Below are 13,648 nucleotides of genomic sequence, written 5' to 3'. Positions count from 1 at the left end.
TCCAATGCTATTGCTTTTCAATGGCTTCCCAAAGGCCTAGTAAATATGAGGCACCGATGGCACGATCATATAAGCCATAGCCCGCTCTACCAGTCTCACCCCAAATCATCCGTCCGTGGTCTGGTCTAATATAACCATCAAAATGATTGTCGTGCATCGTTTTCAAAATCCGTGCCATATCTAAGGAGCCCTCTGAGGATAAATGGGGAGCTTCATAAAAATCTTTGTCATTATCAAGATATTTAATATTTCGTACATGGGCAAAAGGAATTCGATCCCTTCGACAAAATTCTGCCAAAATAGCGTAAACATCATTGGCCGGATCTTCCGCAATGCTACCTGTGCATAATGTAATACCATTAGCAGGACTATCAACCACATTACAAATCCAATCTAAATCATCCCGATTTTTAACAATTCGTGGTAAATTAAAAATTGAATAGGGTGGGTCATCTGGATGAATTGCCATTTTTATGCCAACTGCTTCACAAACTGGGATAATTGCTTTCAAAAAATAAGTCAAATTTTGACGTAGCTTATCATTATCAACCATTTCATAGGCTTTAAATAATTCTTTGACGTGTGCTAAGCGCTCAGGCTCCCAGCCGGGCAAAACATATTCACCAGTTGATTCTTCAATTGACCTGACAACCTCAGCTGGATCATCATTCATTTCTTGACTTTTAAACGCCATTGTAATGGATTGATCTGGTAGAACATATGCTAAGTCTGTTTTGTACCAATCAAAAATTGGCATAAAATTATAACAAATGACTTTAATTCCAAATTCAGCTAAATTACAAATGGTTGTCTTGTAATTTTCAATATACTGGTCACGAGAAGGCAATCCAATCTTAATATCATCATGGATATTGACGCTCTCAATTACTTCAAGCTTTAAGCCAACAGCCTCAACCTCTTCGACTAATTTTTTTATCTCTGATTTTGGCCATATCTCACCAACGGGGATTGACATCAAAGTCCCAACAATCCCTTTCACACCCGGAATTTGTCGGATTTCTTCAAGCTTCACCTTATCGTGTGCGCTACCAAACCAACGAAAAGTCATCTCCATTTAATTTCTCCTTATTCTGTTACAATACGATGCAATAATTGACGAACTGCACCTTTTTCACGAATCATCTCTGCAAAGTATTTTTCAATCCTAGCGCCAAGTTCAGCCTCATATAAATTGAGTCCAAAAATAGATGAATTTTCTAAAATTGGTTTTAATGCTGAATGGACATCTACTGAGTTTTCAAAAGCTATTATTTCAAGCTGCTTTTGCAAATCTTCAAGCAGGGGATCCGGGCTTAATTGCAACTCATTGCCAAAATCATCAATTGCTAATAAATAGCGTAACCAAGCGGCAATCGTCAAAGGAATATACTTAAGCTTAGACGCATCACTTTGCTTCAAAAGATATTTTTTAATTGTCTCACCATAGCGAACTGACATCTTTTGTGAGGTATCCGTCGCAATCCGTTGTGGCGTATCTGGTATCATTGGATTGGGTAAGCGTTTCTCAATAACGACATCTATGAATTTTTGTGCGTTAATCATTGGTGTATCAGCAACCATCGGTAAGCCTTCAAGATAGCCAACCCCTTTTATCAACCCAACAATATCATCATCTGACATCTCCCTAGCAATTGATTGATACCCTAATAAACAGCCAAAAATTGCCATTGCTGTGTGCAGCGGGTTCAGACAGGCAGTTACCTTCATCTCATCAATTGCATTAACAGCATTTTGATTGGTTAAAATAACATCAGCTAATTCAAGTGGTGGTCGACCGTTTGGAAAACTATCTTCTATTACCAAATAATAGGTTGTCTCAGTATTAGAAAAGGGTGCAATTTTAGTCCCTTTTGTTGTCTGCATAATTGTCATGCCATCAAGACCTGCTTTAGTCAGCTGTTCTGCCACGGCTTCGGATGGCCCTGGCGTAATTCGGTCAATCATACTGTATGGAAAAGTAATTTTACTTGAGTCTTGCACATAATTAAGAAGCTGACTCGGTACTAGTTGATTTTTGACCCATTGCTCAATAATTGTCAGAATGGATTGTTTAAATTTTGCCCCATTCTGTGAAAAATTGTCTGTTGATACTAAAGCCAAAGGCGCCTGATTTGCTTGAAAACGTCGATAGAGTAGGCTTGCAATGATACTCATCGTATGAGTAGCCCTCTGAGGTCCATTATTAAAATCTTCTTTAACAATAGTTAAAAATTCGTTGTTATTATCAATTAACGAATAGCCTTTTTCTGTAATCGTAACAGTAACCATTTGCAAGCTTTTTTCAGAAAATAATTCCGAAACTTTTTCAAACGCTGCTGCAGCCTCTGGTTGACAAAAATGGCTACTGGTAACGACATTTAAGAGCTTCTTTTCGAGCTTGCCATCTTCATGTAAGATGACCTCTAGAATATTATTATCGGCTGGTTGATAAATTTGGCTAATCACTGCTTCATCAAAGGTTTCACAGACAGCAATCCCACCAGCTAATTCACCTTGATTTGCCAGCTTTTGACCAATTTCAGCATGAAAAGCTCTAAATAAATTACCACCACCAAAGTGAAGCCATTTCGGTTGATCCTTAGCTTGACTCAACTGTGATTTAGTAATTTCAGGTAAAATAACATCTGCATTCACTAAATCCTCTTCATTAAAAAGCTGCATTACCATCCTCCCAATTTTTTATATATTTAAATCAAACTTATTAAACTAATTCAACCCATTGATTTGTTTGATGTGACTGATAAATACCGCAAACCAGCGCTAAAGAGTCAATGGCATCAAGTCGGGGTAAATAGGGAATCAATTCATCCGTTTGTCCAGTTATTTCATTAACAAAGGTTCTGATTAATCGAGGATGACCTTGACCCCAATAGCTTTTGCCAGCAATCGTTGCTTTAGGCTCATCCAAAACAATCTCTTGTTCATTTATAATCAGACTTTCATTGGTTAACCTAATCGCTGCACCTTCAAAATCAAAATCAATTGCTGGTGAAGGATTAGTGGAATAATTATTTGAAGCTGAAATGACAATCGGGGGACCATTTTCCAATACGGCAGTCGCAATGGCTGCATCCTCAACTTCAATCAGCTCTGATAAAAGCGAGCTTAAAATAGTGCCCTTAATTCTTTGTGGTTTGCCAATTAACCAACAAATCGCATCGAGGCTATGAATTGCTTGATTGATCAAAACACCACCACCTTCAGTCGCCCATTTGCCACGCCATGTATTTGCACTGTAATAATTGTTATCACGATGCCAAGTCAGGCTACAGTTGACACCATGCAAGCTACCAAAAGAATTCTCATTAAGCATTTTTTTTAATTTCACAAACGCCAAATTAAAACGATTTTGATAACAAACGTGATAGATTTGCTTAGATTTTTGCACTGCGGCGTTAATTTCTCTGGCATCTTCAAGCTTAATCGCCATCGGTTTCTCACATAAAACGTGTTTATTTGCCGCAAGTGCCGCAAGTGACATTTCATGATGCAAAAAATGAGGTGTTGCAATCACAACGGCATCAATTCTTTCATCGATTAATAAATCAGCATAATACTGATAAAACTGGCACTGATAACGTGCTGCAAAATTTTCGCCAACACTTGTTTCGATATCACAGCATGCTCTTAGCTTTGCATCTGGCATTTGATTCAGCGTTTCAGCATGAACGCTAGCAATATTACCGCAGCCAATAATTCCAAAATTAAGCATGGAAACTCCTAACCTTAATATGTACCTTCTGTATTTAACATTCTTTCGACCGTTTGTTTTTCTTTTGAGCCTTCAATCCTTTTGGTTAGCTCTGCTAAAAATAGGTCTTCATCAATTGGCAAATCAACCCAACGTTTTTGCCAAGATGAGAGATGAATCGCATTAGAAATACTCAAGCCATAAATTCCATCTGAAACCGGTGAAAGCAATGGCTCATCATGTAAGATATGATTGACAAAATTTTGCATAATCTTCTTGTGCCCCTCACCATCTTCATATTCAACTGGAATTTTAATTTCCCATATTTCAGGCTCACCAAAACCACCTTGATAGGTTTCATTCCACTCTGCTTCATCGACCTGTGTTTGCCAAAAACGCATTTGCCCATCCTCAATCACAATCTTGCCTTTAGAACCGACAATTTCAAAACGGTTAGTGCCCGGTGTTTCAGTCGTTGTGGTTACAAATAGACCAGTTGCACCATTCGCATATTCCGCATAGGCTGTCACTTCCGTTTCTACTTCCACCTTGCGTCGTTTACCGTAGTAGGCAAAACTATAGATTCGTTCTGGCATCCCGCAAATCCATTGCCAGAGATCGAGCTGATGTGGATCCTGATTTAATAAGACACCCCCACCTTCACCACGCCAAGTCGCACGCCAATTACTTGAATCATAATAGCTTTGAGAGCGATACCAATTCGTAATAATCCAGTTAGTCCGGCGTAGCTCGCCGATTTGACCCGATTGGACTAATTCTCTTGCCTTTTGATACATTGGATTCATTCTTTGGTTATACATCAAAGCAACTGTTAATTCTGGATGTTCTTGAGCCTGTGCAATTAGCTCTCGCACGTTTTTGGTATAAACGCCAACCGGCTTTTCAATTAAAACGTGTTTATGCGCATTAATGGCTTGACTCGCCAAAACAGGATGCTCGTAATGCGGTGTTGCAATGATGACAGCATCAACTGTTGAATCTGAAAAGGCTTCAGCTGCTGAATCATAATATTTGCATTGTTCACCTAGACGTTTTTTTGCGCGCTCAATTTTTTCTGGATTAATATCGCAAACGCCACAAAGCGTAATACCTGAAATTTCACCTGAAACCAGATTATTAATATGTAAATTACCAATATTACCTGCGCCGATTAGTGCAACTCTAACTTTATCCATTAAATCCACTCCTGATTCATTTCATCCAAAATTTTTCGCAAAGCCGAACTTGCGACATTGAATAGCTTTTCGCCTTCACTTGCCTCTGGCTTATCTGATTCTTCACCGTTTTCTAATTCTTGAAAACCAGTAAAATTAGCCAAGTGCGGTTCTAACGATAAAAAGCCATGATAGTCTCTAGCAACAAGTGCTTCTAAGACTTTTTTAACCTGACCATCACCATAGCCTGCTGGCATCACCTCATGATTACTAAATAGGGCATCTTTAATATGGACATAAGCAATTTCATTTTTTAACATCTCAAAAGCCTTTGGAAACACTTCAACATCACATTGGACAAAATTCGCTGGATCAAAAGCTAACTTAAGCTGAGGATTTTTCAAGGCTTGACATAGGTCAAGGCAACGCTCTGGCGTGTCACCAAATATATCTTTTTCATTTTCATGCAAGAGCGTAATCTCCGGATAATCTTTGGCTGCCTCTAAAAAGGCTTGCCAACGCTTGATTACCACATCACGAAAATCATCCGGATTCTTGCCTTCACTAATATAAAAGCTAAACATTCTGATATATGGACTTTTGAAAATTTTTGCAAGCTTTAAAACATGCTTAAATAACTCCAAATGAGCTTCAAAGGGGGCCTCAATATCAATTTTGCCAATCGGAGAGCCTAAACTTGAAACCTTTATCTGATGCGCCTCAAACTTTTGTTGATAGGCTTTGGCCTCAGACAAGCTGATTTCACTAATATTTTTGCCATCTAACCCACGAACTTCGATATGGCTAATCTTATTTTTCTGCAAAACCTTGAGTTGAAAATCCATTCTCAAATCAATTTCGTCAGCAAACGCCGTTATTTTAAAATTTTTCATTATTAAACACCTTATCTAACTTTTTTATAATCATTCATCACTTTAACCGTCATTAAAAAATTAACCCGACTGATCCTTTTACTAATTACAAATAAGATAATCGCAATCGCAAAGCCTTCGAAAATCGGGCCGAATAACATTACAACTAAAAAGCCAATCAAACTCCAAGATATTGATTTAAGTACAATTGCGATATTACCCAACCAATATTTACTCCCTAACAGGATAATATTTTGATTACTGATTTGTTTGTCAAAGCTAACTCTTGCAATCATCATAAATAAAAACCAACCGATAGCCAGTAATATTAAAGGTACTAACATACAACCAAATAGATTGATCCCTTTTAGCTTAAAAGAGATAGCCATCACAATTGAAAAATAACCAATAATTAAGATAAATGGCAAAGCAAATTTTAAATAATTAAAATAATTTGCCTTTAATATTAAAAAATATTGATTAAATAAATTGCTTGGATTCATATGCTTTGAATAATACAAATTCATCAATACCATCATTAAAGGCACAACTAAAATGAGTGCTATCAAATAAATGACTGTATTTTCAACCCTTAACTGAAAGCCAGATAAAAGTATAAATACCGGTAATGATAAAATAACAAATGGAAGACTTGAATAGATTATTTTGGTCATTTGATTGAATATTTTCATGTCACTTTTATCCCTTCATGCCTGAGGTTGAAATACCCTCAACAAAATATTTTTGAGCTGAGAAGAAAACAACAATTGACGGAATCAAGCTAATAATCGACATTGCTAAAATCTGATTCCAGTTCGCACTACTTGAAGTGGTATCTACCGCCATTTTAAGCGCAAGTGATATTGGATATTTATCAACACTTGAGATATAAATTAATGGTCCCATAAAATCACCAATCGCACTCATAAATTCAAAGAGCCCTACAGCGATTAAAGAAGGTCGCATTAACGGTAAAATAATATAGTAAAAACGTTTGAATGGGCCACAGCCATCAATAATCGCTACCTCATCCAAATCTCTTGGAATCCCACGCATAAATTGAATGAGCATGAAGACATAGAAAGTATTTTGTGCAAATAAGGTCGCTGAAACCAAAGGCACGTAAGTATCCAGCATGCCAATCTTTGACCAAAGTAAATACATTGGGACTTGGGTCACTACCCCCGGTAAAAATAGGGTCGAAATTAAAAGGCCAAATAGTATTTTTTTGCCAGGGAAGCTAAATCTAGAAAATCCATAAGCTGTAATGGCACTTGAAAAAGTCACAAAGACAATTCTTGGAATCACAATTTTAAAGGTATTTATGAAAAATGTTGTAAATGTATATTCTGTATTTGTTTGCCAACCATTAACATAGGGCGTGAAATCAATTTTATCGGGAATAAATGAAATTGATGTAAAAATCGCCGTATTATTTGCTTTAAAAGATGAGCCAATCAGCCATAAAATTGGATAAAGCATAAAAAATGCAATGGCAGTCAAGGCAAAATACCTAATAAATGATTGAAAATTGACTTTTTTCTTAGTAATGCTTGATTTATTTTTTTCAACTTGCATCATAGGCTAATCTTTCCCCCCGTCTGAATAAAAGACCCAATAGCTTGAAGATTTAAAGATTATTGCTGTCAGAGTCATAATAATGACAAAGAGAACCCATGACAATGCACTCGCATAACCCATATTAAACAATCGATAAGCATTATCATATATATACAACCCAATAAAGTAAGTTGTTTGAAGTGGACCACCTTTAGTCAACATATATGGTGCATTAAATTCCTGTAAGGCGCCAATTAAGCCCATTACCAAATTAAAGAAAATAATCGGAGATATTGATGGAATAGTGATATTTAAAAACTTTTTGAAATAGCTTGCACCATCCATCTCTGCTGCTTCATATAATTCTTGTGGTACCTCTTTTAGTGCCGCTAAGAATATCAGCATCGCTGAACCAAATTGCCAAACATGTAGCAAAACAATAACAAATAAAGTACCATATTCGGAAGAAAACCAAGAAATCGGACTGCCGCCAAGGCCACCGATAATTTGATTAATCAGTCCCGTATTGGAAAACAAAAATTTCCAAAGAATCATAATCGCGATATTTCCACCAAGAATCGATGGGATATAATAAACCGTTCGATATAAGCTAATACCTTTTAATTTTGAATTCATCACCATTGCAACAATTAAAGCAACAATTAAATTAATCGGTACACTAATCACAACATATCGAATCGTTACAAATAGTGACTTTAAAAATAGGGTATCTTTCGTAAAGAGCTTGATGTAATTATCAAAGCCAATAAATTTAGGTGAGCCGACAATATTGTATTGTGTAAAGCTCAAAACAAATGAGGCAATAAAGGGATAAATTTTATAAACACAGATACCAAAGAGCCAGGGTGCAATAAATAATAATCCCGTCTTATCTTTTTTCATGTAATCTACCTTTCTAGACTATCGATTAATCTTCACATGATTAATTGACTACTGCATCTAACCAGCTATCAGCAATTAGTACGTGTCCAGCCAAATTAGGATGGACACGATCAGGACTTAAAATATAAGACGACTGATATTTTAGAAATTGATCAAATGCTTTCTGACAATCTACGTAAATTAAATGATGCTTTTGACTCAGCTTTTCGCTAATCGCACGGTACTGGTCAACCATCTGACGCATCGCATCGTTTTGATTTGCTTCAATCATAAACGGTGATAGAATAATGATTCCCTTAACCCTTTTAGAAGCTTTATTAATAATTTCATCATAGGCTTTAAAAAAGAACGCCGAATCAATTAATGTCTCATTCGTAAAATTACGATCAAAATGACGCCAGACATCGTTGATACCAATCATCATACAAAGCCAATCTGGTGAATCATTTAAATCATTATTTTCTATGCAATCAGCAAGCTCAATAATACGCGCACCACTTATACCCAGGTTTTGAACCTTAAGCTGTAATTCAGGATATTTAGCCACCAAATAATGTCTTATTAAATTAACATAACCCTCACCACAGTCGTACAAATCCGAGCGATTACGATTACAGTCTGTCACTGAATCACCCGTAAATAAAATCGTTTCATTCTTTTCAAAAATCATCTAACAATCACCTTATACCTTTAGCTAATATTATTTAGTTACTTTTCAAGCCATCTAATGCTTCTTTCACACCGTCATACATCTGTTTCGCTGCATCCTTTGTTGAAAGCTCGCCATAAGCATATGAATCCATTAAGGGTCCCCAAGCATTCGTGACATTAGAAGCTTCAAAATATGGGCTGAGTGGAATGGAAGACATATTCGCACTTACATAATCCTGTACCGTTTTTGAAATGCCAGTAATCTTACCATCATTAGCCAGAATTGCTTCTGCCTTGGTATTAGAAGGAATCCCTCGTTCCAAGCCTAGCTCCTTGACCGCTGCTTCATCGTTTAGAATGAAATTTAGCAATTTAGTTGTTTCCTTGATATGCTTCGTGTTTTTAGAAATGGCAAATAAAACAGCTGGTTTAGTTGAAAGACCGCTATCTTTCATATTAGCCTGCGTTGGTAAGCCTAAAAACTCTAGCTCTTGATTATCCGAATTTTTCAAAGCTGTTTCATCTAATTGAGCCTGCGAAGACCACTCATGCAGGCCTGCATATTTACCACTTAAGAAGGCAGGTGATTCATTTAAGGCAGTAGAGCCTGAAATTTCACCGACCGCCTCTTTAGCTGGTGGAATTACTTTGTTATCGACCAATGAAGTATAAAATTCTAGCGCCTCTTTAATCTGTGCTTCACTAAAGCCTAGCTCGCCATCAGTTGTAATAAATGGCACGCCATATTTTTGTTGGATATATTGAGTTGCCAAAACAAAACCAACGTATGGTGAGGTATAAAGTGGGTATTGACCATCTGGAAATTTATTACCTGCCGCTAATAGCTCATCCCAAGTTTTTGGAATGGCAACACCATTCTTCTCATATTGTGTTTTGTTAACCATTAGGGTATAAGCATTAACCGAAACTGGCACGGCATTTTGAATCCCCTTAACCTGACCGGTTTTCAAAATATCTTCACTGTAGCCACTTAAATCCAAGTCAGTCAATTTACTCAAATCATAGAAGCCTTTGCCATCAGGTGTGTAATTAACCAGCCAGTCATAGTTTACTTGCATCAAATCAGGCTCAGTCCCACCAGCAATTTGCGTCGTCATTTTTTCAACGATACCGTCATAACCACTATATTCGGCTTTAACCTTAATATTTGGATTTTCCTTTTCAAATAGCTTAATCGCATTCAAGGTAGCTTTATGACGACTATCACCACCCCACCAAGAGAAGCGAATCTCTGTCACATCACTGGATGATGCATCACTACTTTTCTTTGCACTACCACAAGCTGTTAAAAGTAAACCAACACCTAGAAGCGAAATACCAACTGTTAAACCTTTTAAGATTGATGCTTTTTTCATAAAAAATCTCCTTTTATTATGATTTTTAGTGTATTAATACTTTTTTGTTAGCGCTTACATTTTTATATTATCATTTAACCAATCAGAAATAAGGTAAAAACTTGAGCAGAATCCGTAAAAAATAGAACATTTATTGTTTACAATTCATAATTAATATCGTCTTTTTGACACAAAAAAGAGGCTTTGAAGCCTCTTTTTTGCTTAATAAATAAGCTTAGTCGGTGAAATACCGAAGTATTTTTTAAACTGCTTGCTAAAATAATCAGGGTTATTTGCAAAGCCAACCCTATCTGCCACCTCATATATTTTATAGCCTGCTTTTAATAATTCATTGGCTTTCTTCATTCTGATTGCCAACAATTTTTCAGTAAATTTCATCCCTTTTTCCTTTTGATAAATTTTTCCTAAATATTCTGGACTCAAAAAAAGAATGTTTTTTGAGATCCAGCGCAAGGATAAATCACTCTTTTGGTAATATCGATTAATAATCAAATTCAAATTATCCGAAATTTTATGCTTATCTGTTGTTATTGAAACCGAATGACTCGCCTGTTCAATGATTTGTCTAATGATAATTTCTAATTGCTGTCTTGAGTTAGCTTGTTCAATTTGAGCAATCACCAGCGCTTGATTTTCGCTCTGTTCAATACTAGGCTCAAGTATTTTCACAAGGATTTGTTTAAGCCGTGGCGGCGCCATTAAATTGTTTTTAGCATAATGAATTAATTCCACTATTGATTTAATCGTTTCATCAAATTCATAGGCTTCAAGATTTTCAACAATCTGCTTTGTCATAATATTGATTGCCATTTTTTCTTCAAGGCGTGGGGCTTCAATATCAGGTAAATACAATAATTTGACCTGATTAAAATAAAAGCTTAGCTTTAGCTTCTGAAGCACCTCAAGTAAAATCGGACGAATTTTTTTATGCTTTAAATTCGCAGTTAGTACAATGATAAATTGCTGACTTAACTGAATACCCTCGAGCTCTCGAAAAATTTTAGGGTTGAATTGATTAGAAAATAAATAATAACAGTTAACATCATAAAAGCTACTCAGACTAAATTCAATTTGATAGCTGTTCAGCAATTTTTCAATTACTGGTTTAATCAGCTGATGATATTCAGTCCGATATAGCATAAAGTAAAAATTCTCATCAAAAACCTCATCGCTTGAATCATTCCCAATAATTTGATCAATTTGATTTTTCTTTGCTAGGCGCAAATTAGTTGCTAGCTCATCACAATCCTCGATTACAGAGCTTAAAACACTAATTATTTGCTGAGCTGAGCTTGGCTTTTGTAAGAAATACTTAATACCAAGCTCCATCGCTTGAGTTGCATAATTATAATCACCATAGCCCGTCAGAATAATAAATCTAACCTTTGGATTAATCAATTGAATTGCTTGAATAAGCTCAATACCAGATAGCTTTGGCATTTTTAAATCTGTAATCACAATATCAACTTCTTGACCCTGCATAAATTCGAGCGCCTTGGTACTTGAATAAAAAACACCAACTACCCCTATATTTAAATTGCTCTGTTCTACAAATTTGGCCACACCATCAGCGTTCAGCTGCTCATCATCAACCACCAATACTTTATACTTCCTCATCACATCCGCCACCTTCTATACTGTTAATCTAATGGAATAATAATCTCAACCTTAGTTTCAATCAATGGTTCCGAATGAATTGACAAGCTAGCTTGCTTATCATAAATAATTTTTAATCTAGAACGAATATTTTTAATACCAATGCCAGAGGACTGATGACCATCATTTTGACTTGCTTCAAAACCGGGACCATTATCGATTACCGTAATCAAAAGAAAATCATCTATTTTTTTTATTTTTAAGTCAATCTGTACTGGACTATCCAGCTTTTCAACCGCATATTTAACCGCATTTTCAATTAAGGGCTGAATAATCAATGCTGGTATCTGTAGAGTTAAAACCTCATCTGCTATATTTTGCTGATAGGTCAACCGATTCTTAAAGCGAATGGATTGAATCAAGATATAGGCATCAATGATATCTAGCTCCTCTTTGATTGAATGACTTTCTTTTTGCTGTTCAAATTTTGAACGCAATAAAAATGTTAAGGCCGTAACCATTTCAACGATTTCCATATTATTTTCATTGATTGCCATCCAATTAATTGAATTAAGCGTATTGTATAAAAAATGGGGATTTAATTGTGCCTGTAAAAATTTAAATTCCATTTCCTTATGTAAAATTTTCGCCTGATACTGATATAAAATCAGTTCCTGTATTTCATTAACCAAATTATTAAAGCTTGTATTCAACACACCTATTTCATCATTTCGCTGTAAATCAAGCTGATCTGTTAAAGTTGCCAAGTCATTTTCAGCAGTAAAGCCTTGCATTGTTTTTGCCAAGGTGTTGATTGGGGTTACAATTTTTAAAATAAAAATATTAACAATTCTGAAACCAACAAATAATAGCAATAATGTCACAACAAAATAAACAATCGCAATCTGAATGACCTGAAGCATTAGACGCTGATTTAAAAGATAATAATTAATCGTAAAAATATTATGCCCAATTTGAATCGATCTAGCCTGAACAAAATAACCAGTAATGCCTAAGACTGTTTTTTTATCAGCAAGCTTTAGATTCGTACTAGAAAGCTGATTTTCATAATGTAATACCAAATAATCCTTATTACTAAAAATACCTGAGCTATCCAATGTTTCCTGAATAAAGGTCAAATTTAGGTAAACGACCATCATTCCAACGCGTCGACTAGTTGAGGTCTGTGTGTTGTATAGGTTTCTGACATAAACAACCTCTTTCATATTTTGATCGAAATACCAATGACCAATATTATCATCCATTGCCAGCTCTCTGATTGTATCCTGAGCAGAAAAATTTTGAAAGGCCGAATTTTTATCAGCATTTTTACCAATTAAAACATCAAAATTATTATTATAAACAATTACATTTTTGATATTATTTTTTGACACTAGTAACCAGTTCAAGGATTTCTGCAGCTGAACATTAATTTTATAACGCTCAATATCTGTTAAATCACTACTATCAGCCAAGGCCAAATAGGTTTGCATTTCCTTGTTTTGATTAATTTCAGTTGTCAATGTCTGCAACTCATCAAATTGACTACTAATATCTGAGGTAAGCATTGTCAGTTTCTCATTCGTAAGCTGATAAGTTCGGACAGAAAGCATTTGAACAATAAAAATACCGAGAATCGTTATAAATAAAGCGTTTACAAAAAAGACCGTTATAAAAATCAGTTTCACTTTTTTATAATAGGACATTGAAGCATCGAAATAACTTATTTTTTTCTGCGTCATAAATAAACCTAGTTTCTATTTTAAATTAGAACTCATAATCTATTATCATAATCATTCTATG

At 35.5% G+C, this 13,648-nt stretch carries 12 protein-coding genes; all 12 read right to left on the bottom strand.

Annotated features, from left to right (window positions below; translation table 11 throughout):
- Positions 1-7 precede the first annotated feature (7 nt).
- On the bottom strand, positions 8-1,075 hold the full coding sequence (uxuA, locus tag HOY35_RS04515; RefSeq protein WP_172213909.1) for a mannonate dehydratase: 1,068 nt from the start codon (positions 1,073-1,075) through the stop codon (positions 8-10).
- An 11-nt stretch (positions 1,076-1,086) separates the two neighbouring features.
- Entirely contained in the window at positions 1,087-2,682 is a 1,596-nt protein-coding gene (locus HOY35_RS04510; RefSeq protein WP_249641549.1) for a mannitol dehydrogenase family protein, read from the bottom strand.
- 40 nt (positions 2,683-2,722) lie between these two features.
- The gene (locus tag HOY35_RS04505) at positions 2,723-3,733 is read right to left on the bottom strand and encodes a Gfo/Idh/MocA family protein (RefSeq protein WP_172213911.1); all 1,011 of its coding nucleotides are present in this window, start codon (positions 3,731-3,733) and stop codon (positions 2,723-2,725) included.
- 14 nt (positions 3,734-3,747) lie between these two features.
- Positions 3,748-4,908, bottom strand: a complete 1,161-nt coding sequence (locus tag HOY35_RS04500; protein ID WP_172213913.1) for a Gfo/Idh/MocA family protein — start codon at positions 4,906-4,908, stop codon at positions 3,748-3,750.
- Positions 4,908-5,780, bottom strand: coding sequence for a sugar phosphate isomerase/epimerase (locus tag HOY35_RS04495; protein ID WP_172213915.1), 873 nt, complete (start codon positions 5,778-5,780; stop codon positions 4,908-4,910). The genes HOY35_RS04500 and HOY35_RS04495 overlap by 1 nt, the downstream gene beginning before the upstream one ends.
- Before the next feature lie 11 nt (positions 5,781-5,791).
- A complete protein-coding gene (locus HOY35_RS04490; protein WP_172213917.1) occupies positions 5,792-6,451 on the bottom strand; it encodes a hypothetical protein in 660 nt (219 codons plus the stop codon).
- Positions 6,452-6,458: 7 nt separating this feature from the next.
- On the bottom strand, positions 6,459-7,340 hold the full coding sequence (locus tag HOY35_RS04485; protein ID WP_172213919.1) for a carbohydrate ABC transporter permease: 882 nt from the start codon (positions 7,338-7,340) through the stop codon (positions 6,459-6,461).
- Between the two features lie 3 nt (positions 7,341-7,343).
- Complete coding sequence (locus HOY35_RS04480) at positions 7,344-8,222, bottom strand: carbohydrate ABC transporter permease (RefSeq protein WP_172213921.1); 879 nt, start codon at positions 8,220-8,222, stop codon at positions 7,344-7,346.
- Between the two features lie 40 nt (positions 8,223-8,262).
- The gene (locus tag HOY35_RS04475; RefSeq protein ID WP_172213923.1) at positions 8,263-8,892 is read right to left on the bottom strand and encodes an SGNH/GDSL hydrolase family protein; all 630 of its coding nucleotides are present in this window, start codon (positions 8,890-8,892) and stop codon (positions 8,263-8,265) included.
- Between the two features lie 34 nt (positions 8,893-8,926).
- A complete protein-coding gene (locus tag HOY35_RS04470; RefSeq protein ID WP_172213925.1) occupies positions 8,927-10,249 on the bottom strand; it encodes an ABC transporter substrate-binding protein in 1,323 nt (440 codons plus the stop codon).
- A 201-nt stretch (positions 10,250-10,450) separates the two neighbouring features.
- Positions 10,451-11,866: a response regulator gene (locus tag HOY35_RS04465; RefSeq protein WP_172213927.1), complete on the bottom strand. Its 1,416-nt coding sequence runs from the start codon at positions 11,864-11,866 to the stop codon at positions 10,451-10,453.
- Between the two features lie 23 nt (positions 11,867-11,889).
- Positions 11,890-13,587: a sensor histidine kinase gene (locus tag HOY35_RS04460; RefSeq protein ID WP_172213929.1), complete on the bottom strand. Its 1,698-nt coding sequence runs from the start codon at positions 13,585-13,587 to the stop codon at positions 11,890-11,892.
- Positions 13,588-13,648: the final 61 nt, after the last annotated feature.

The sequence above is a fragment of the Enterococcus sp. MMGLQ5-1 genome, from assembly GCF_013155265.1.
Lineage (GTDB): Bacteria > Bacillota > Bacilli > Lactobacillales > Streptococcaceae > MMGLQ5-1.
This window is presented reverse-complemented; position numbering and strand designations above follow the sequence as displayed.

Excerpts from the sequence above, each read along its gene's own strand:
- uxuA (WP_172213909.1), bottom strand. The coding sequence starts at position 1,075 with ATGGAGATGACTTTTCGTTGGTTTGGTAGCGCACACGATAAGGTGAAG.
- HOY35_RS04510 (WP_249641549.1), bottom strand. The coding sequence starts at position 2,682 with ATGCAGCTTTTTAATGAAGAGGATTTAGTGAATGCAGATGTTATTTTA.
- HOY35_RS04505 (WP_172213911.1), bottom strand. The coding sequence starts at position 3,733 with ATGCTTAATTTTGGAATTATTGGCTGCGGTAATATTGCTAGCGTTCAT.
- HOY35_RS04500 (WP_172213913.1), bottom strand. The coding sequence starts at position 4,908 with ATGGATAAAGTTAGAGTTGCACTAATCGGCGCAGGTAATATTGGTAAT.
- HOY35_RS04495 (WP_172213915.1), bottom strand. The coding sequence starts at position 5,780 with ATGAAAAATTTTAAAATAACGGCGTTTGCTGACGAAATTGATTTGAGA.
- HOY35_RS04490 (WP_172213917.1), bottom strand. The coding sequence starts at position 6,451 with ATGAAAATATTCAATCAAATGACCAAAATAATCTATTCAAGTCTTCCA.
- HOY35_RS04485 (WP_172213919.1), bottom strand. The coding sequence starts at position 7,340 with ATGATGCAAGTTGAAAAAAATAAATCAAGCATTACTAAGAAAAAAGTC.
- HOY35_RS04480 (WP_172213921.1), bottom strand. The coding sequence starts at position 8,222 with ATGAAAAAAGATAAGACGGGATTATTATTTATTGCACCCTGGCTCTTT.
- HOY35_RS04475 (WP_172213923.1), bottom strand. The coding sequence starts at position 8,892 with ATGATTTTTGAAAAGAATGAAACGATTTTATTTACGGGTGATTCAGTG.
- HOY35_RS04470 (WP_172213925.1), bottom strand. The coding sequence starts at position 10,249 with ATGAAAAAAGCATCAATCTTAAAAGGTTTAACAGTTGGTATTTCGCTT.
- HOY35_RS04465 (WP_172213927.1), bottom strand. The coding sequence starts at position 11,866 with ATGAGGAAGTATAAAGTATTGGTGGTTGATGATGAGCAGCTGAACGCT.
- HOY35_RS04460 (WP_172213929.1), bottom strand. The coding sequence starts at position 13,587 with ATGACGCAGAAAAAAATAAGTTATTTCGATGCTTCAATGTCCTATTAT.